Genomic DNA, 19,367 nt, shown 5'->3' on the forward strand with positions numbered 1-19,367 from the left:
CGTCATCATCAAGTGGTCTGTACCAATTAGGCTAGGACCCGTGACTCGTCGCGCGAAGATTGTCTGCACCCTCGGCCCCGCCACCTCCTCTCCCGAACGCATCCGCGAGCTCATCGCGGCCGGGATGGACGTCGCACGGTTCAACCTCAGCCACGGCAGCCACGAGCTGCACAAGGAGATCTACGACAGGGTGAGGGAGGCGGCGGCCGACCTCGGCCGCGGTGTAGGAGTGCTGGCCGACCTCCAGGGCCCCAAGATCCGTGTCGGCAAGTTCGAGGAAGGCCCGGTCAGGCTCGGTTTCGGCGACGTCTTCGCCATCACCACCGAAGAGGTCCCCGGCGACCGCGAACAGGTCTCCACCACGTACGCCGGCCTTCCTGGTGACGTGCACCCGGGCGACACCATCCTGGTCGACGACGGCCGCGTCGTGCTGGAGGTCACCCGGGTCGACGGCCCGCGTGTCACCACCCGCGTCGTCATCGGTGGCATGATCTCCGACAACAAGGGTCTCAACCTCCCCGGGATCAACGTCAGCGCCCCCGCCCTCACCGACAAGGACGAGGCCGACCTGCGCTGGGCGCTCCGCGTCGGCTGCGACATGATCGCCCTGTCGTTCGTGCGCCGCCCCTCCGACGCCGACGTGGTCCGCAACATCATGGAGCAGGAGGCCGTCCGCCTCCCTCTGCTCGCCAAGATCGAGAAGCCGCAGGCCGTCGAGCGGCTCCCCGAGATCGTCGAGGCGTTCGACGGCATCATGGTCGCCCGCGGCGACCTCGGCGTCGAGCTTCCGCTCGAAGAGGTCCCCATCGTGCAGAAGCGCGCGATCGAGCTCTGCCGGGAGAAGGCCCGCCCCGTCATCGTCGCCACCCAGATGCTCGACTCGATGATGAGCGCGCCGCGCCCCACCCGCGCCGAGGCCTCCGACGTCGCCTACGCCGTCATGGACGGCGCCGACGCGGTGATGCTCTCCGGTGAGACCTCCGTCGGCAGCTACCCGATCGAGTCCGTCGCCACCATGGACCGCATCGCCTGCGCCGCCGAGCGCGCCTCGCTCCAGGCCACCCACACCCTGGAGCGCATGCCCGAGACCACCGGCGGCGCCATCGCCCGCGCCGCCGCCGAGGTCGGCGCCATCGTCGGTGCCAAGGCCCTGGTCGCCTTCACCATGTCCGGTGAGACGGCCCGCCGTCTGGCCCGCTACCGCTCCCCGATCCCGCTGGTCGCCTTCACCTCCTCTCCCCACGTCCGCGGCCAGTTGTCCCTCACGTGGGGCGTCGAGACCTTCCACGTCCCCTTCGTCCACCACACCGATGACATGGTCCGCCAGGTCGAATCCTCCCTGCTGGCCCTGGGCCGGTGTGAGAAGGGCGACAAGGTCGTCATCGTGGCCGGCTCCCCTCCCGGCAGCCACGGCTCCACCAACGCCCTGCGCGTCCACACCATCGGCTCCGCCGTCTCCCACCCCAGCTGACCTTTCCGCCCCGTGCATCCATCACCCGTGGGGTGGTGGATGCACGGCAAGCCACGTGAACGCCACGCGCCGCCGCCGGTGGCGGTCCGTGGGCACATGGCACTCCAGCGCGCGTGGCAGGCCGCCGTCACGGCTCCACTTCCCTGAAACCGGAGAAGCCGTGTGCGCCCATCTGGGGAAGTCGCTCACGGCTGTCCGGGGGTGGCGTACGAACGTCCACGACAGGTCGTCCAGAGTGAGCTCAGGAGCCGGACGCCGACGTCCGGGGCGTCCCCGCGAAGCTAGGTCATGGTCCTGCGGAGCGAAGGCTCAGGCGGGAGGCTGGTGGAGGCCGAAGGGGGAGCCCTGGTCGTCCTCGCAGAGCACGAAGCGGCCGAAACGGGCGATGGACTCCTCGTCGCCCTCCACGTCGGCGTCGCCGATGATGCCGCCGAGTTCGCGGACGCGGGCGAGCGCCGTGTCCATGTCGTCGACCTTGAAGAACAGGTATGGGCCCGCGCCCGGGTCGCCGCTGTGGATGCCGCCGGGGAGGTTCGGTGCCGTGATCGTGAAGCCCTTGTCGGACGCGCCCGACTCGAAGGTCCAGCCGAACAGCCCGCCGTAGAAGGCGCGCCCGCGCTTGGCGTCGGCCACGCCGAGCTCGAAGAAAGAGACCTCACCCGTCATAGCGGCATCCCCCATGTCCCTGGTCGATGCTGACGACCTTACCCGCGCCCGTTCACATTCCCCGGCTCCGAAACGCGGGCCCGCGCCATCGCCGGGCGTCTGTTCTGACCAGAACAGACCACGGTGTCCTGCGACCGAGGGTCGTCGATCAACTCTGTGCCGGAAGTGGGATTCGAACCCACATGCCCTTGCGGACAAACGCTTTTGAGGCGTTCGTGTATGCCATTCCACCATTCCGGCATATATCCGGACTCGTCCGGTTGTAGCCCGCAGCTGCAGCGCGATCAACAGTTTGACCGGCCGTAGCCGCCAGCGTGGTCCAAGCCTAGCGGACATCGGTACTCTCTTGCTCGTGAGTACGCAGCGGCGAGTGGTGATCGCGGAAGACGAGGCACTGATCCGCCTCGATCTCAAGGAGATGCTGGAGGAGGACGGCTATGCGGTCGTCGGGGAGGCGGGAGACGGGGAGAGCGCGGTCAAGCTCGCCATGGAACTGCGGCCCGATCTGGTGATCCTGGATGTGAAGATGCCGATCCTGGACGGGATCTCGGCCGCCGAGCGGATCGTGTCCGAACGGGTGGCCCCCTGCCTGATCCTGACGGCGTTCTCGCAGCGGGATCTGGTGGAGCGGGCGCGCGACGCGGGGGCGATGGCCTATCTGGTCAAGCCGTTCACCAAGTCCGACCTGGTGCCGGCGATCGAGATGGCGGTCAGCAGGCACGACGAGATGGCGGCGCTGGAACGTGAGGTCAGCACGCTGTCCGACCGGCTGGAGACGCGCAAGCTGGTGGAGCGGGCCAAGGGGTTGCTGATGGCGCAACACGGGTGGAGTGAGCCGCAGGCGTTCAGGTGGATCCAGAAGGCGTCGATGGACCGCAGGCTGAGCATGCGCCAGGTGGCCCAGATCGTGGTGGACGAGGCGGCGGGCTGATTCAGCCGCCGCCCTGCTCCTCGCCCCCCTCGCCGAGGCAGGTGTCGGTGACGAGGTCGTCGAGCAGGGCGCGCATCTCGGGAGTCACCTCGAAGGGGATGAACTGAGGTTCGAGGTCCGCGAGGCCGGTCCAGTGGGTGAACCCGTAGGGCTTCTTCGCCTCGGCCAGGGCGTGCGGGGTGCAGTGGACCGCCTTGAAGCGCACCGGAACGACGAGGCGGGTCCGGCCGGGGTCGAGAACGGCCAGCGGAGGCTTCCGGCGGCCGACGGGGGTGAGGTTGAAGATCACGCTCCCGCCGAGGTCCTGCAGGGTGACGGCGCCGGGGGCCCTGCGTTCGATGACGACCGTGCCGCGCAGCGCGTCGCCCTCGCGTCTCCAGCGGGTGCCGAGCCGGACCTCGGCCGTCCTGAGCACGACCTCGGCGCCGCAGTCGAGCCTGACCAGCCGCCTGAGCAGCGTGCTGGGATGCGGGAGGGGCAGGCGGATCCGCCGGGTGCCGCCGGCCTCGCGGATCCAGGCGAGCACGTGGGCCGGTCCGGGCTCGGGTATCGCGTCGCCCGCGCAGCTCGCCCTGCCGTACTCGAGCCGCAGGTCGACCCGGGGGGTCGGCTTGACCTCGGTGTCGACGGGGGCGGGGGGCAGGGTCCGCAGCGGCGGAGCGACGAGCTGGAGGCGTTCGACGTGGACGGAGCCCGGCCCGTCGTTGCGCATGGCGACGGACAGGACGTGCTTGGTCTCGTCGATGCGCGCCTGTTCCAGCGTGACGGAGAGCGCGGGGGCGGCGGAGGGCGCCGGGGACGGCGGTTCGGCCGAGCACGCCGCCGTGCCGCCGATCATCAGCAGGCACACCGCCAGGCGCAGCGCGGGGGGCGTACGGCGCGACGGGGACGAGGCGGAGCCGGTCACGCCGGTAACCCTACGCGGCCCCACGACGATGACACGAGAGTGCGAAGAGGGGTGGTGGCCCGTAATAAAGCGGTACGTTGTCGTTCAAGGGCGTCGTGCGACAGATGCGACGTCCGGTATTCGAGATGTGCCGATCGGATCGCGAGACGGCAACGGTAGAACCCGGCGTTGCGGAGTGCGTCACACCAGGGCGGCTCCTCTGACGGCCGGTAAGTTGAGGACTGATTACGACTCCGCATCCAAGTGTCCTCAGTTCAGGCGCATGTCTGGCTTGTGACCCTTGCGGTTTTATACGTTGCCGTCATTCGATCGGGACGGGTCGGCGGCGCTGACATATCCCGGCATGGATGAAGGAGAAACTTCATGATCCGCATTGCCCCCCTCGGGCGCGCACTGGCCGTCGCGGCAGCGGCGAGTCTCGCCATGACGGCCTGCGGTGGTGGCGACAACGCCGCCGCGCCGGCCGACACCGCCGCACCGGCGTCCACGGCGCCGGCCGCGGGTGAGAAGAAGGGCGACGGCACACTCACCATTGGCACTCTGCTACCGCAGACGGGTGACCTTGCCTTCCTCGGCCCCCCCGAGTTCGCCGGCGTCGACCTCGCCGTCGAGGAGATCAACGGTGCGGGCGGTGTCCTCGGCAAGCCGGTGGCGAAGATCCACACGGACTCGGGCGACACCAAGACGGACATCGCCTCGCAGTCGGTCGACAAGCTCCTGCAGCAGAAGGCCGACGCCATCGTCGGCGCGGCCTCCTCGGGTGTGTCGTTCACGGTCATCGACAAGATCGTGAACGCCGGTGTGATCCACTTCTCGCCGGCCAACACCTCGCCCGACTTCACGTCCTACAACGACAAGGGCCTGTACTTCCGCACCGCCCCGTCGGACGTGCTCCAGGGCCGGGTGCTCGGCGACCTGATGATCCAGGACGGCAACGACACGATCGCCATCCTCAACCGCCAGGACTCCTACGGCACCGGCCTGGCGAAGGAGGTGCAGAAGTCCGTCGAGGGCGGCGGCGGCGAGATCTCCGACACGATCGCCTACGACCCGGCCGCGGCCGACTTCTCCGCCGACGTCGCCAAGATCAAGGCGAAGAGCCCGAAGGCGATCGCGCTGATCGCGTTCGAGGAGACCAAGAAGATCATCCCTGAGCTGAAGAAGCAGGGCCTCGGACCGGACAAGGTCAAGATCTACTTCGTCGACGGCAACCTGTCCGACTACTCCAAGGACTTCCCCGAGGGAACGCTGACGGGCGTCAAGGGCACCCAGCCCGGCGCGGCCGTCACCGAGGACCTGAAGGCCAAGCTGCTCAAGATCAACCCGGAGCTGAAGGACTACAACTACGGCCCCGAGTCCTACGACGCGACGATCCTGCTCGCGCTGGCCGCCGAGGCCGCCAAGGACGACTCCGGCACCGCCGTGGCCGCGAAGCTGCCCGAGGTCAGCAAGGGCGGCGAGAAGTGCAAGGACTTCAAGTCGTGTGTCGACCTGATCAAGGCCGGCAAGGACGTGGACTACGACGGCACGAGCGGCCCGATCGAGTTCAGCGACGCGGGTGACCCCTCAGAGGCCACCATCGGCGTCTACCAGTACGGCAAGAACAACATTCACAAGAACATCAACTACCTGTCGGGCAAGGTCGCCGGCTGATCCAACGCGCTTGACGACGAGGGCCCCGGCCGCTTCGGCCGGGGCCCTCCTCACGTGCTGGGGCGGGCACGCCGTGCGGCTTCACGTGCTGGGGCGGGCACGCCGTACGGCTTCACGTGCTGGGGCGGGCACGCCGTACGGCTTCACGTGCTGGGGCGGGCACGCCGTACGGCCTCACGTGCTGGGGCAGGCGCGCCGTACGGCCCCTGCCGCGGTCCGGTAGTCCTTCAGCAGCCGGATCCGCTCACCGCGCGGCGTGGCGGCCGGGGCGAGCCCTCTGGTCGTACGGCGCAGCTCGGCCTCGTGGGGGAGCACCTCCGGAGGCAGGCGGGAGCCGTACTCCAGAAGGACGCCCTCGACATACGCGAGACGGCCCCTGACGGCGTCGTCGAAGCTCTGGCGTCGTTCCTGGCCCTCTGGGGCCAGCAGCAGGTCGGCGAAGCCCAGCGCGGACACCACGCGCGCGCAGGGGGTGTCCTGAGCGGCGGCGGGAGCGGTCGTGGCGGTGGACGGGACACCGGACGGGGCGCTGGACGGGGTGGCGGCCCGGGCGCAGCCGGCCAGGGTCAGGCAGGGGAGCGCGACGCAGATGACCGCCGCCTTCGTCGGGAGTCGCATGAAAGACATCCTGCGCGAGGGGGCGGCGCATTGAGAAGCCCCGTGGACGACGGGCGTCCACGGGGCTCGGAAGGGGTCACGCGCGGGCGAGGGTCCCCAGATAGAGCTCGATCACCTTGGGGTCGTTGATCAGGTCACGGCCGCTCGCGGTGTAGGCGTTGCGGCCCTGGTCGAGCACGTAGCCGCGGTCGCAGATCTGCAGGCAGCGGCGGGCGTTCTGCTCGACCATGACGACCGTCACGCCGGCCCTGTTGATCTGCTGGGCGCGGATGAACACCTGGTCCTGCAGCTTGGGCGAGAGCCCGGCGGAGGGCTCGTCGAGCAGCAGCACGGACGGCTCGGTCATCAGCGCCCTGGCCATGGCGACCATCTGCCGTTCGCCGCCGGACAGGGAGCCGGCGCGCTGCTTGCGCCGCTCCTTGAGCGCCGGGAACAGCTCGGCGACGAACTCGAAGCGCTCCTTGAACTTCTTGGGCGCGTGGTAGGCGCCCATCTCGAGGTTCTCCTCGATGCTGAGGCTCGGGAAGACGTTGTTGGTCTGCGGGACGTAGCCGACCCCGCGTTCCACCAGCGCGTGCGCCTTGAGGTTGGTGATGTTCTCACCCTTGAGGGTGACCGACCCGGTGCGCACCTCCACCAGGCCGAACATCGACTTGAGCAGGGTCGACTTGCCGGCTCCGTTGGGGCCGATGATGCCGATCAGCTCGCCCTCGCCGACGTAGAGGTCGCAGCCGTTGAGGATGTTCACGCCGGGCACGTAGCCGGCGAACAGCTCGTCGGAGCGCAGCACCGCGTTCTCCGCCCCGCGCAGGTGCGCACTGCGGTCGGCCACCGCCGGGGAGGCGTCCTCGGCTTCCTGTGCGCGGGTGACCGCGCCCGCCTCCGGGTCACTCATCGACCGGCTCCTTCCTGGTGGTGACGGTCTCGTTCGGCCCTGCCCCGGACGCCAGCCCCGCCTCGGCCACCAGTGCGGCCTCGGCCTCGGCGAGCTGGCGCTCCTCCTCCTCGGCGGACAGCGGAGCGTCATGGTGGGCGCCGAGGTAGGCGTCGATCACACGGTCGTCGGACATGATCGTGTCCGGCGGTCCCTCGGCGATGACCTTGCCCTGGGCCATGACGATCACCCAGTCGCTGATGTCGCGGACCATGTCCATGTCGTGCTCGACGAACAGCACGGTCATCCCCTGCTGGCGCAGATCCTTGACGTGCCCGAGCAGCGACTGGGTGAGGGCGGGGTTGACCCCGGCCATCGGCTCGTCGAGCATGACGAGCTCCGGCTTGACCATCAGGGCCCTGGCCATCTCCAGGAGCTTGCGCTGGCCGCCGGACAGGCTGCCGGCGAAGTCACCGCGCTTGGCGTCGAGCTTGAAGCGCTGGAGCAGCTCCTCGGCCCGCTCGGTGATCTCGTCCTCCTGCTTGCGCCACAGGCTCGGGATCAGGGCGCGCAGAAAGCTCTCGCCGAGCTGGTTCTGAGCCCCCAGGCGCATGTTCTCCAGCACGGTCAGCTTGGACAGCGCCTTGGTGAGCTGGAAGGTGCGCACCATGCCGAGCCGGGCCACCTTGTGGGCCGACACGCCGTTCATCCTGCGCCCGTTGAAGGTCCACTCGCCCGAGTCGGCGTTGTCGAACCCGGTGAGCTGGTTGAAGAAGGTGGTCTTGCCCGCGCCGTTGGGGCCGATGAGCGCGGTGATCGAGCCGCGCTGGATCTCCACGTGCGCCACGTCGACCGCGGTCAGGCCGCCGAAGCGGCGCACGACGTTGTCGACGACCAGGATGGGGTCGGGCTTGGCCACCCCCGGCTCGGTGGCCAGACCGGCGAATACGGCCTGTGCGCCGTCCTTGCGGTTGGCGACGGCTTCGTCAGCGTGCATCGAGTGCGATCTCCCTCTTGTCGCCGAAGATACCTTGAGGGCGGAAGATGAGCAGCAGTATGAGCCCGAGTCCGACCAGCATGAACCTGATGGGCCCCACCTGGTTCACGGTGATGAAGGTGATGACGCCGCTGTTGACGGCCTCCTCCAGCCCCGTGGAGATCAGCACGAGCAGCGCCCAGAAGATCGCGGAACCCACGACGGGACCGAGGATCCGCGCGGCGCCGCCCAGGATGAGCACCGTGTACGCGTAGAACGTCAGCTCGGTGCTGAACAGGTCCGGCTGTACGGCGGAGCGGCTCAGGGCGAAGATGAACCCCGCCAGCGAGCCGATGACGCCGCCGAGCACGAGCGACTGCATCTTGTAGGAGAAGACGTTCTTGCCGAGGCTGCGAACGGCGTCCTCGTCCTCGCGGATGGCCTTCAGCACCCGGCCCCACGGGCTCTTCATGAGCAGATAGATCACGAAGCAGGACGCGGCGACCAGCACCCAGCCGACGGTGAGCACCCACATGGTGCGCTCGTCGAAGCCGATGATGCTGCCCAGGTTGTACTGGCCCGCCGGGTAGGGGTTGAGGCCGTAGAAGGAATCGGAGAACGCCTGGATTCCGTCCGTGCCGCCGAAGGTCTCCTCCAGGGCCACCGAGCGCACCACGAGGCGGACGATCTCCGCCGCCGCGATGGTGACGATGGCCAGGTAGTCGGCTCTCAGCCGCAGCGTCGGGATGCCGAGCAGCAGCGCGAGGACCACGGCCAGCAGGAGGCCGATCCCCACACCGAGGAAGAACGGCAGGCCGAAGGTGGAGACGGTGACCGCGATGGCGTAGGCGCCGACGGCGAGGAAGGCCGCCTGACCGAAGTTGAGCAGGCCGGTGTAGCCGAAGTGGACGTTGAGGCCGATCGCGGCGAGCGCGTAGATCACGGCCTCGGTGCCGATTCCGGACTCCACGGCCCTGCTGAAGATGAGTGTCCAGTCCATGTCGCCTCCCCTAACCGATCCGCTCGCGACGGCCGAGGATGCCCTGCGGCCTGACCATAAGCACGACGATGAGGACGGCCAGCGCGCCGACCGTCTTCATCTCCGGCGGGATCCAGAGCGTGGAGAGCTGGATGAACAGGCCCACGATCAGCGAGCCGACCAGGGCGCCGAAGGCCGTGCCCAGGCCGCCGAGGGTGACGCCGGCGAACATCAGCAGCAGGACCTGCAACCCCATCTGGTAGGTGAGGTTCTGCTGCATGCCGAGCAGGATGCCGGCGAGCGCCGCGATGGCGGTGCCGGCGGCCCAGACGATCCGCACCACGCGGTCGACGTTGATGCCGGACGACGCGGCGAGCGCCGGGTTGTCGGCCACGGCCCGGGTGGCCTTGCCGATGCGGGTGTAGAGCAGGGCCAGCCCGACGGCGATCAGGACGACGATCTCGATCCCCATGGCGACCAGGCTCTTGGGCGTGGCGAAGATCGGGCCGATCGCGATGCCCTCCTGCGCGACGTACTGCTCGTACGGCCGGCCGCTGCCCCCGAAGAGGAACAGGAACAGGTAGCGCAGGAAGATCGCCAGACCGATCGAGATGATCATCATGGAGATGACCCCGGTCTTGCGTTTGCGCAGGACCCCCCAGAACCATCTGTCCTGCGCGTAGCCGATCCCGGCCGAGACGATCACCGCCAGCGGCGCGGCGATGAGCAGGTGCAGTCCGGCGGTGTTGAAGATGAGGGCGATGAAGGCGCCCATGGTCAGCAACTCGCCGTGGGCGAAGTTGGTGAGCCCGGTGGTGCCGAAGATGAGGGACAGCCCGACGGCGCCGAGCGCGATCACCAGGCCCAGGCTGAGTCCTTCGAAGCCCAGCTGGGCGACTCTGGTCCAGTACTGGGACGACTCACTGGGCGTGGCGTCGGTGCCGGTGCCGTTCTCACCGCCCGCGTTCCCTGATGTCAGGGCGAACAGGACGTTGCGCTCGTTGCCCTCGAAGACCTGGACGGTGAGCGTCGCCCGGTCCTTGAACTTGAGGGACACTCCTTGTGGGAGCGACGTCTGGTCAAGTGTGACCTTGTATGTGCCCGCTTTCGGGACGGGGATCTTCCATTCGCCTTTGGCGTCTGTCGTGGCGTCCGCGACGGGGGCGTTGCCCTCGTCCGCCACGCTGATCTTCACGCCGTTCACTGGCTGGCCTTGGTTCCTGAGTGTTCCCTTCAGGCCCTCTCCGTCCGCCCACGCCATGGTGGTGCTTGACGCGAGCAAGAAGATGAGTCCACCCAGGAAGGCCGTGAACGCGATCACGGCTCTGCGCAATGGTGCTCCCTATATGAGGTCTGGCGGGGGTTGTGCCCCCATCTCGGCACGCCACATCGCTTGAAGAGGTGCAATGCTGTGGCCGGAGCTTAGCTTTGCGCCGCCCGGTTCGGGGCTGTTCGTCACCAATCGGTGACCAGGGTGTTTCATGGGCGTGAGGAAAAAGCGGCCTGGTCAGAGCATATTTACTGACTTTGTGGAATCTTGACAGGGCCGTCTTACGGTTTCGCTCATTACGCGGCTCGGGAAATGCGCCCCAGAATACGCAAAAAGCCGTGAACACGGCCTGTGGCCAGGTGTTCACGGCTGATCGAAGAGGGGCCCGGAGGTGACCTTTGGTGCCATGTCAGGGCTTCAGGGCCCCGCACGTTTTCTACTCGGGCACCCCCGGGCACCGATGACACCACGCTAGCGACCCCTGACGCCCAAATGCAAAAAATACGGCAAGAGCCTCCGAAATCCCGGTTGGGTCAGGAGTCGCGGAGCATGCAGGTGAGCCTGGCGGTGCAGACGCGCCGGCCCTGGTCGTCGGTGATCACGATGTCGTAGGTCGCCAGGGTCCGGCCGCCGTGCACGCGGGTGGCGACGCCGGTGACGAGACCGGAGGAGGCGGGGCGGTGGTGGGTGGCGCTGATCTCGATGCCGACCGCGGTCCGGTCCGGCCCCGCGTGGATCGCGGCGGCCACCGAGCCGATCGACTCGGCCAGCGCGCAGGAGGCTCCGCCGTGCAGCAGGCCGTACGGCTGGGTGTTGCCCTCGACCGGCATCGTGGCCACCACGCGCTCGGCGCTCGCCGCCGTGAACTCGATGCCGAGCCGCTCGGCGAGCCTCCCCTTGGCGGAGTTCCACGCGGCCACGGACAGGCCCGCCGGATCGCCGGGATCAGTCATCGTCAAGGGGACGCCTCCACTGTGCCGAGCCAGGGTTTTCTGTCGCAGGGGGAGACTAGGCTGCCTGTGTGCCGAAGAGTGAAGCGACCCCTGCCCGTCCGTGTCTGTTGCTCCTGGACGGGCATTCCCTGGCCTATCGGGCGTACTACGCGCTCAAGGAAGCAGATCTGCGGACGACGACCGGCCAGCCCACCGCGGCCGTCTACGGGTTCACGTCGATGCTCACCAACATCCTGCGCGACGAGCACCCGAGCCATGTCCTGGTGTGCTTCGACCGCAGCGAGCCGACGTTCCGCCACGAGGCGTACGAGGAGTACAAGGCCAACCGGTCCTCGACGCCCGACGAGTTCCGCGACCAGGTGAAGCTCATCTTCGAGCTGCTCGACACCCTGCGCATCCCGCACCTGTCCCTGGCCGGCTACGAGGCCGACGACCTGATCGCCACCCTCGCCACCCGCGCCTCCGCCCAGGACATGGACGTGCTGATCGTCACCGGCGACCGCGACGCCCTGCAACTCGTCGACGAGCGGGTCACGGTGCTGATGACCCGCCGCGGCATCACCGACATGACCCGCTTCACGCCCGCGGCCGTCGAGGAGAAGTACGACCTCACCCCCGTGCAGTATCCCGACTTCGCGGCGCTGCGCGGCGACAGCAGCGACAACCTGCTGGGCATCCCCGGCGTGGGCGAGAAGACGGCCGCCAAGTGGATCAGGGAGTTCGGCTCGCTGGCCGCGCTGGTCGACCGGGTCGACGAGGTCAAGGGCAAGGTCGGCGACAAACTGCGCGACCACCTCGACCGGGTGCTGATGAACCGCCGCCTCACCGAGCTGATGCGCGACGTCCCGCTGGAGACCGACATCGCCGACCTCACCCAGGGGCAGTGGGTCCGCGAGGAGATCATCAAGCTGTTCGACACCCTGCAGATCCGCGGCGAGCTGCACGAGCGGGTCTTCAAGGTGCTCGGCACCGCCGAGGCGGAGCCCGAGCAGGGCTTCGAGGTCGAGACCGTCATCCTGGGCCCCGACCGTGTCGGAGGCTGGCTGGAGGCGCTCCCCGCGGGCCGCGCCGGGCTGGCCTTCAAGGGCGCGTACGGCAGCGGCACCGGCCGGATCGACGGCGTCGCGATCGCCTCGCCCGACGGCACCGCGGCCTACCTGGACCCGGCCAAGCTCACCGAGGCCGACGAGCTGGCCCTGCGCACCTGGCTGGCCGACCCCGACCGGCTCAAGGCCGTGCACGACGCCAAGGGGCCGATCCTCGCGCTGTGGGCGCAGGGCATGTCGCTGGCCGGGCTCAGCTGCGACACCGCCCTGGCGGCCTACCTGGCGATGCCCGGCCAGCGTGACTTCAAGCTCGAAGACCTGGTGCGCCGCTACCTCCACCGCGACCTGCGCGCGGAGGTGGAGCCGGACGGCCAGGGCACCCTGTTCGGCGACGACGACGACGCGCCGGCCAAGGACCTCGCCCTGCGCGCCCACGCCGCCCGCGAGCTGGCGGAGACGCTGGAGGCGTTCCTGGACACCCGTGGCGGCACCCACCTGCTCGCCGAGGTGGAGCTGCCGCTGGTGACCGTGCTGGCGGAGGTGGAGCGGGCCGGGATCGCCGCCGACCGGGAATACTTCTCGGCCCTGGAGTCCCAGTTCGGCGGCGCGGTCAAGCAGGCCGTGGAGGAGGCGCACCGGGTCGTCGGAGAGCAGTTCAACCTGGGCTCGCCCAAGCAGCTGCAGGAGATCCTGTTCGTCAAGATGGGCCTGCCCAAGACGAAGCGCACCAAGACGGGCTACAGCACCGACGCCGACCAGCTCGCCTGGCTGGCCACCCAGACCGACCACGAGCTGCCGACGATCATGCTCAGGCACCGTGACCAGACCAAGCTGCGCACCACCGTCGAGGGCCTGATCAAGGAGATCGCCGACGACGGGCGGATCCACACCACGTTCAACCAGATCATCGCGGCGACCGGGCGGCTCAGCTCGGAGAAGCCCAACCTGCAGAACATCCCGATCCGCACCGCCGAGGGCCGGCGCATCCGGCAGGGCTTCACGGTGGGGGAGGGCTACGAGACGCTGCTGACCGCCGACTACAGCCAGATCGAGCTGCGCATCATGGCGCACCTGTCGGGTGACGAGTCGCTGATCGCCTCCTTCGAGTCCGGCCACGACTTCCACCAGGCCACCGCCGCGCGGGTGTTCAGTCTGCCGCCCGAGCAGATCGACGGCGAGCTGCGGGCGCGGATCAAGGCGATGAACTACGGCCTGGCCTACGGGCTGTCCGACTTCGGGCTCTCCGGCCAGCTCAACATCCCGGTGGCCGAGGCCCGTGCCCTCAAGGACGAGTACTTCGAGGAGTTCGGCGGAGTCCGCGACTTCCTCAAGGAGATCGTCGCCCAGGCGCGCACCGAGGGTTACACCGAGACCATCATGGGCCGCCGCCGCTACCTGCCCGACCTGACCAGCGACAACCGCCAGCGCCGCGAGATGGCCGAGCGGATGGCGCTGAACGCCCCGATCCAGGGCTCCGCCGCCGACATCATCAAGGTCGCGATGCTCAACGTGCAGCGGGCGCTGCGCGCGGAGGAGCTGCGCTCCCGGATGCTCCTGCAGGTGCACGACGAGCTCGTCTTCGAGGTCGCGCCCGGCGAGCTCGACCGGTTGCGCGAGCTCGTCACCGGCCAGATGAACGCCGCCTACCGGCTCCGCGTCCCGCTCGACATCTCCATCGGCGTCGGCCGCACCTGGGAGGACGCCGGGCACTGACTTCTGTCATGTGCCGGTTACTTTGCCAAGGTTTTAGGGTGGAAGGCGTTCATCCTCGACCGGCACGGGAGTTTTGTGCGGAGTTCAGCAGCTGTCACGCGAGCCGTGGCCATCGCGAACGTGGTGGTGATGGTAACCGCGATAGTCGCCCTGTCGGTGATGCCCACGGCGTCCGCACCGCCGCCCCCGCGCGAGCACGGCCACGCCCGGCAGCAGCCCGCTGAGGTGGCGAGGAAGCCGGTCGAGGCGCCGCCCCGATGGGCGTTCCCGCCACCCGTCACCGCGACCGCGGAGTCGGCCCGCAAGGCCAAGGCCAACGAGGCCGGTCTGGTTCCGGTGATCATGTATCACCGGATCCTCGCCAAGCCGCTGTCCGACCTCGACCGGACGCCCTCGGAGGTGCGCAAGGAGCTGGAGCGCCTGGCGAGGTCCGGCTACGTGCCGATCACCGCCAGGGAGTTCGCCACCGGTGAGATCTCCATCCCCGAGGGCAGCCACCCCGTGGTGCTCACCTTCGACGACGGGCATCCCAGCCACTTCGCGTTCGACGAGCAGGGCGAGCCCGCGAAGGACACCGCGGTCGACCTGATCCTCGACGTCGCGGAGAAGCACCCGGACTTCCGTCCCGTCGCCACGTTCTGGGTCAACCGCGAACCCTTCGGCCTGCGCGAGCGGTCCGAGCAGAGCCGCGCCGCGTCGTGGCTGGCCGAGCGCGGCTTCGAGGTGGCCAACCACACCTGGAGCCACCACAACCTGGGCGTCCTCAGCAGGAAGAGGGTCCGCGAGCAGATCGTGCGGGGCGAGCGGCTGCTGACGAAGATCGGGCTGAAGCGCTCCGAGACGCTGGCGCTGCCGTACGGCTCGATGCCGCGGTCGCGGAAGACGGCGCGCAGCGGTTCGTGGGACGGCACCGGATACGACTACAAGGGCGTGTTCCTGGCCGGGGCCGAGCCCTCGCGCGCGCCGTACGACAAGGATTTCGACCGGTCGGCCATCCAGCGGATCCAGAGCAACGGCAAGAAGGGCGAGTGCCGCAAGTGGTGCTCGAAGTACTGGCTCGACTGGCTGGACGATCACCCCAAAGAGCGGTATACGGCCGATGGCGACCCTGAACGGATCTCCATCCCGGAGAAACTTCGGGGTAATATCGCTCCCAAGCGGAGGCGGCAGGTCAACGCCTATTAGCCGCCGCGGTGGGGGTAGGGGCCTCGACTCGGGTGCGCGCCTGGATTGACCGCACACCGTACGTCTCATATGCTGATCGCTGCGCTGTGGGCTCGCGCGCGCCTCAGACGGAGCGGGCTCGCGCTCGACCATGTCGATGACGAATCCTCGGCTTGAAAGAGGGCCTGCCGCGCCTGCCACATCGACATCTGTCCGCGTTCGGAGCAATTCCACACATGACGAGCAGCACTGAGGCCACCTCGAACACCCCGCAGGTAGCGGTCAACGACATCGGTTCCGAAGAGGCCTTCCTCGCCGCGATCGACGAGACCATCAAGTACTTCAACGACGGCGACATCGTCGAAGGCACCGTCGTCAAGGTCGATCGAGACGAGGTCTTGCTCGACATCGGCTACAAGACCGAGGGCGTCATCCCCTCGCGTGAGCTCTCGATCAAGCACGATGTCGACCCGGCCGAGGTCGTCGAGGTCGGTGAGCACGTCGAGGCCCTCGTCCTCCAGAAGGAGGACAAGGAAGGCCGCCTGATCCTGTCCAAGAAGCGCGCGCAGTACGAGCGCGCCTGGGGCACGATCGAGAAGATCAAGGACGAGGACGGCATCGTCACCGGCACCGTCATCGAGGTCGTCAAGGGTGGACTCATCCTCGACATCGGCCTGCGTGGCTTCCTGCCGGCGTCGCTGGTGGAGATGCGCCGCGTCCGCGATCTGCAGCCCTACGTCGGCCGCGAGCTCGAAGCGAAGATCATCGAGCTGGACAAGAACCGCAACAACGTGGTCCTGTCCCGTCGCGCGTGGCTGGAGCAGACCCAGTCCGAGGTGCGCCAGACGTTCCTCAACACCCTGCAGAAGGGTCAGGTCCGCAAGGGCGTCGTCTCCTCGATCGTCAACTTCGGCGCGTTCGTGGACCTCGGCGGTGTCGACGGTCTGGTGCACGTCTCCGAACTCTCCTGGAAGCACATCGATCACCCCTCCGAGGTCGTCGAAGTCGGCCAGGAGGTCACGGTCGAGGTGCTCGACGTCGACATGGAGCGCGAGCGGGTCTCGCTGTCGCTCAAGGCGACGCAGGAGGACCCCTGGCAGCAGTTCGCCCGCACGCACCAGATCGGCCAGGTCGTTCCCGGCCGGGTCACCAAGCTGGTGCCGTTCGGCGCGTTCGTCCGGGTCGAGGAGGGCATCGAGGGCCTGGTCCACATCTCCGAGCTGGCCGAGCGTCACGTGGAGATCCCCGAGCAGGTCGTCCAGGTCGGCGACGAGATCTTCGTGAAGATCATCGACATCGACCTCGACCGTCGTCGCATCTCCCTGTCGCTGAAGCAGGCGAACGAGGGTGCGATCGGCGCCGACGTAGAGTTCGACCCCACGCTGTACGGCATGGCGGCGACCTACGACGACCAGGGCAACTACATCTACCCGGAGGGTTTCGACCCGGAGACCGGGGAGTGGCTCGACGGCTTCGACAAGCAGCGCGAGGAGTGGGAGCGGCAGTACGCCGAGGCTCAGACCCGCTTCGAGGCTCACAAGAAGCAGGTCGAGGATGCCCGCAAGGCCGAGGCCGAGGCCGGCGAGGTCCCGCAGACCTACACCGGTGAGACCCCGGCTCCGTCCGGCGGTTCCTCCTCCACCGGGTCGGCCCCCGCGGCCGGCGCCCTGGCCTCCGACGAGGCTCTCGCGGCTCTGCGCGAGAAGCTCGCGGGCGGTCAGAACTAAGTAGTCCCGCTTCACCAGAGGGCCTCGCGTCGCGGCGGGGCCCTCTGTCGTTGTCCGGGGCTCCCCACTAGGGTGGGCGCCGTGACGCGGATCGAGCGGGCGGTGACCGCGGACGCGGGAGAGATCCTGACGCTGCAGCGAGCGGCCTACGTGACCGAGGCCCAGCTGTACGGGGATCCGTTCATCCCGCCGCTGGTGGAGTCGGTCGACCAGATCCGTAAGATCATCGGCGACGGGACGGTGCTCAAGGCCGTCGAGGGCGGCCGGATCATCGGTTCGGTGCGCGGCCGCCTCGCCGGCGCCACCTGCCTGGTCGGCCGCCTGGTCGTGGCGCCCGACGCGCAGGGCCGCGGTGTCGGCGGCGCCCTGCTGGCCGCGCTGCACGACGATCTCGCCGAGGCCGCCGTCTTCGACCTGTTCACGGGACACCTCTCGGACGGCAACCTGCGGCTCTACCGGCGGCACGGCTATCGGGAGACCGGCAGGGAGCGCGTCCACGACCATCTCACGCTGGTGCACCTGCGAAAGGAACGTCCCTGATGCTCAAGGTCGGCCTCACCGGCGGGATCGGGTCCGGCAAGAGCGAGGTGGCCAGGCGTCTCGCGGCGCGGGGCGCGGTGGTGATCGACGCCGACCGGATCGCCCGGGAGGTCGTCGAGCCGGGCACCGAGGGGCTGTCCGGCATCGTCGAGGCGTTCGGTTCGGAGGTGCTGCGCGGCGACGGCTCGCTCGACCGGGAGAAGCTCGGCTCGATCGTCTTCAACGACCGCGACAAGCTCGCCAGGCTGAACTCCATCGTGCATCCGCTCGTCGGCGCCAGGGTGGCCGCGTCGCAGGCCGCCGCGCCCGGTGACGCGATCGTGGTCTACGACGTGCCGCTGCTCGCCGAGAACGATCTGGCGCCGATGTACGACGTGGTGATCGTCGTCGACGCCTCCGACGAGACGCGGCTCGACCGTCTGCTCCGGCTCCGCGGCATGACGAAGGCCGACGCGGAGGCCCGTATCGCCGCTCAGGCGTCCCGGGAGGCCCGTCTGGCCCTTGCGGACCTGGTAGTGCCCAATGACGGCTCTCTGGACGACCTGGAGGCCCGCACGGCCGAAGTCTGGGACGTCCTCCAGCGGCACACCGCCTGACACCTTCCGGCACACCTCCCCGACACCGGTCTCGGGGATCATCGGCGCAGCCGTCGCCGGTGAGATCGATCTTGCTGGTCGCCCGCTCTCCGAGGCCTGGGGCACTCGGGCCTGGAGACGCCGGCGAAGGTCGGCTTCCTCGGGCGTCAGCGGGTCTCGGATGCGGGCGGGTTCCCCCGAGGCCGGACACCACCGGGCGGCCTCAGCGGGTGGCCTCAGCGGGCGGCTTCAGCGGGTGGCCTCAGCGGGTGGCCTCAGCGGGCGGAAGGGCCGCCGACCAGCATGGCCCCGCCGAACTCGATCTGGGAGAGTTTCTCCAGGACCCTCTCCAGATCCTCTATCAAGACCTTCATGGCCGAGGGCTCCGCGAGTCCCTTCTCCTCGATCAGCTCCTCGACCCGGCGGGCCCGTTTGAGCGAGGCGGCGACGTAGCCGGCGAGCACCACGCAGCGCTCCTTGGGCGGGGACATGATGTTCCTGCCGAGCAGGGCCTCCAGGTCGCGCACCGCCTTGAGGGTGTCGGAGGTCATCACGGTGAAGGCCCCCCACAGCTCGTCGATCGGTATCGTGTCGAACTGGCCGAGCAGGGTCTCGTAGGTCTCGTTCCGGCGGGCAGATGCCTCCTGCAGGTCGCGCAGGGCGTCGCTGAGCTGCGACCGGACGTCGCTCGGCAGGGTGTGGACGATCTGTGCGTCCTTGCTGCCGACGGCGTGCCCGAGTTGCGTGACGTTGCCGAGCGCCTCGTCGAGATCCTGCAGGGCGACCCGCAGCAGCGGGGCCGTGATGTAGAAGCGCGGTTCCTTGGTCTGCAGGTCGTAGTACTCGCAGGTGCGCTTGTTGGCGGCGCTGATGTTCCTGTTCAGCAGGGCGATCTGCTGGTGTACGCCCTTCGCGTGCAGCCGCCGCTGGATCTCCTGCTCCACCGCCTCGGAGACCTCCTGGGTGCGCCCGTCCCTGATCAGCTCCAGCGCCGTGGTGACGTTCGTCCGGCTGAACGCCTTGGCGAAGCAGAAACCGGTCAGGGCGAGCAGCGACCCCAGGAAGAAATCGGGCTGCGCGTCGTAGATCTTCGTGAGGTTGCCGCGGGCGACGGCGGCGACGACGACGATGATGCCGATGCCGGAGAAGGCCCAGAAGAGCTGGGCGCGCGTCATGCGGGTGAGCCACTTGGGGGGTCGCATCAAATGGCCTTTCCGATGATCGCTTTATGATTGTTTCTGATTCTAGTCGTGACGCGTGAAGGCCGCGCTACACGACGAATGGGAATCCATTACCGAATAATT

The 19,367-nt window shown here is 68.6% G+C and carries 17 protein-coding genes and 1 tRNA gene; 8 read left to right on the forward strand and 10 right to left on the reverse strand.

The window, feature by feature from the left end; all coding sequences use genetic code 11:
* Window positions 1–40: 40 nt before the first annotated feature.
* The gene (pyk, locus tag MBA17_RS04250; RefSeq protein WP_238494887.1) at window positions 41–1,471 is read left to right on the forward strand and encodes a pyruvate kinase; all 1,431 of its coding nucleotides are present in this window, start codon (window positions 41–43) and stop codon (window positions 1,469–1,471) included.
* Between the two features lie 309 nt (window positions 1,472–1,780).
* Here the strand turns inward: pyk and MBA17_RS04255 are convergent, their stop codons facing one another.
* Complete coding sequence (locus MBA17_RS04255; protein WP_238494888.1) at window positions 1,781–2,137, reverse strand: VOC family protein; 357 nt, start codon at window positions 2,135–2,137, stop codon at window positions 1,781–1,783.
* Between the two features lie 157 nt (window positions 2,138–2,294).
* A tRNA-Leu gene (locus MBA17_RS04260) sits at window positions 2,295–2,377 on the reverse strand.
* A 112-nt stretch (window positions 2,378–2,489) separates the two neighbouring features.
* Between MBA17_RS04260 and MBA17_RS04265 the strand changes: the two genes are divergently transcribed.
* Window positions 2,490–3,068 (forward strand): ANTAR domain-containing response regulator, encoded by a 579-nt coding sequence (locus tag MBA17_RS04265; RefSeq protein ID WP_455432686.1) that lies wholly within the window; start codon window positions 2,490–2,492, stop codon window positions 3,066–3,068.
* A 1-nt stretch (window position 3,069) separates the two neighbouring features.
* On the opposite strand, the gene MBA17_RS04270 is transcribed toward MBA17_RS04265, so the two are convergent.
* Complete coding sequence (locus tag MBA17_RS04270; RefSeq protein ID WP_238494889.1) at window positions 3,070–3,975, reverse strand: hypothetical protein; 906 nt, start codon at window positions 3,973–3,975, stop codon at window positions 3,070–3,072.
* 363 nt (window positions 3,976–4,338) lie between these two features.
* Between MBA17_RS04270 and MBA17_RS04275 the strand changes: the two genes are divergently transcribed.
* On the forward strand, window positions 4,339–5,628 hold the full coding sequence (locus tag MBA17_RS04275; protein WP_238494890.1) for an ABC transporter substrate-binding protein: 1,290 nt from the start codon (window positions 4,339–4,341) through the stop codon (window positions 5,626–5,628).
* 174 nt (window positions 5,629–5,802) lie between these two features.
* Here the strand turns inward: MBA17_RS04275 and MBA17_RS04280 are convergent, their stop codons facing one another.
* From MBA17_RS04280 to MBA17_RS04305, 6 genes are all read right to left on the reverse strand, one after another.
* Entirely contained in the window at window positions 5,803–6,246 is a 444-nt protein-coding gene (locus tag MBA17_RS04280; protein WP_238494891.1) for a hypothetical protein, read from the reverse strand.
* Window positions 6,247–6,322: 76 nt separating this feature from the next.
* The gene (locus tag MBA17_RS04285; RefSeq protein ID WP_238494892.1) at window positions 6,323–7,141 is read right to left on the reverse strand and encodes an ABC transporter ATP-binding protein; all 819 of its coding nucleotides are present in this window, start codon (window positions 7,139–7,141) and stop codon (window positions 6,323–6,325) included.
* Window positions 7,134–8,117, reverse strand: coding sequence for an ABC transporter ATP-binding protein (locus MBA17_RS04290; protein WP_238494893.1), 984 nt, complete (start codon window positions 8,115–8,117; stop codon window positions 7,134–7,136). Before MBA17_RS04290 ends, MBA17_RS04285 begins: the two co-directional genes overlap by 8 nt.
* On the reverse strand, window positions 8,107–9,096 hold the full coding sequence (locus MBA17_RS04295; protein ID WP_238494894.1) for a branched-chain amino acid ABC transporter permease: 990 nt from the start codon (window positions 9,094–9,096) through the stop codon (window positions 8,107–8,109). The genes MBA17_RS04290 and MBA17_RS04295 overlap by 11 nt, the downstream gene beginning before the upstream one ends.
* A gap of 10 nt (window positions 9,097–9,106) precedes the next feature.
* Complete coding sequence (locus MBA17_RS04300) at window positions 9,107–10,336, reverse strand: branched-chain amino acid ABC transporter permease (RefSeq protein WP_274384971.1); 1,230 nt, start codon at window positions 10,334–10,336, stop codon at window positions 9,107–9,109.
* A 542-nt stretch (window positions 10,337–10,878) separates the two neighbouring features.
* The gene (locus MBA17_RS04305) at window positions 10,879–11,298 is read right to left on the reverse strand and encodes a PaaI family thioesterase (protein WP_238495043.1); all 420 of its coding nucleotides are present in this window, start codon (window positions 11,296–11,298) and stop codon (window positions 10,879–10,881) included.
* A gap of 68 nt (window positions 11,299–11,366) precedes the next feature.
* Between MBA17_RS04305 and polA the strand changes: the two genes are divergently transcribed.
* From polA to coaE, 5 genes are all read left to right on the forward strand, one after another.
* On the forward strand, window positions 11,367–14,057 hold the full coding sequence (polA, locus tag MBA17_RS04310) for a DNA polymerase I (protein WP_238494896.1): 2,691 nt from the start codon (window positions 11,367–11,369) through the stop codon (window positions 14,055–14,057).
* A 129-nt stretch (window positions 14,058–14,186) separates the two neighbouring features.
* Window positions 14,187–15,242 carry a polysaccharide deacetylase family protein gene (locus MBA17_RS04315; protein ID WP_238494897.1) on the forward strand — a complete coding sequence of 352 codons (1,056 nt, stop codon included), beginning with the start codon at window positions 14,187–14,189 and terminating at the stop codon, window positions 15,240–15,242.
* Window positions 15,243–15,457: 215 nt separating this feature from the next.
* Window positions 15,458–16,948 carry a 30S ribosomal protein S1 gene (gene rpsA / locus MBA17_RS04320; RefSeq protein ID WP_238494898.1) on the forward strand — a complete coding sequence of 497 codons (1,491 nt, stop codon included), beginning with the start codon at window positions 15,458–15,460 and terminating at the stop codon, window positions 16,946–16,948.
* Window positions 16,949–17,029: 81 nt separating this feature from the next.
* A complete protein-coding gene (locus MBA17_RS04325; RefSeq protein WP_238494899.1) occupies window positions 17,030–17,488 on the forward strand; it encodes a GNAT family N-acetyltransferase in 459 nt (152 codons plus the stop codon).
* Window positions 17,488–18,084, forward strand: coding sequence for a dephospho-CoA kinase (gene coaE / locus MBA17_RS04330; protein WP_238494900.1), 597 nt, complete (start codon window positions 17,488–17,490; stop codon window positions 18,082–18,084). Before MBA17_RS04325 ends, coaE begins: the two co-directional genes overlap by 1 nt.
* Window positions 18,085–18,338: 254 nt before the next feature.
* On the opposite strand, the gene MBA17_RS04335 is transcribed toward coaE, so the two are convergent.
* Window positions 18,339–19,265 (reverse strand): hypothetical protein, encoded by a 927-nt coding sequence (locus MBA17_RS04335; protein ID WP_238494901.1) that lies wholly within the window; start codon window positions 19,263–19,265, stop codon window positions 18,339–18,341.
* Between the last annotated feature and the right edge of the window lie 102 nt (window positions 19,266–19,367).

Source organism: Dolomitihabitans soli (assembly GCF_022213955.1).
GTDB lineage: Bacteria > Actinomycetota > Actinomycetes > Streptosporangiales > Streptosporangiaceae > Streptosporangium_A > Streptosporangium_A soli.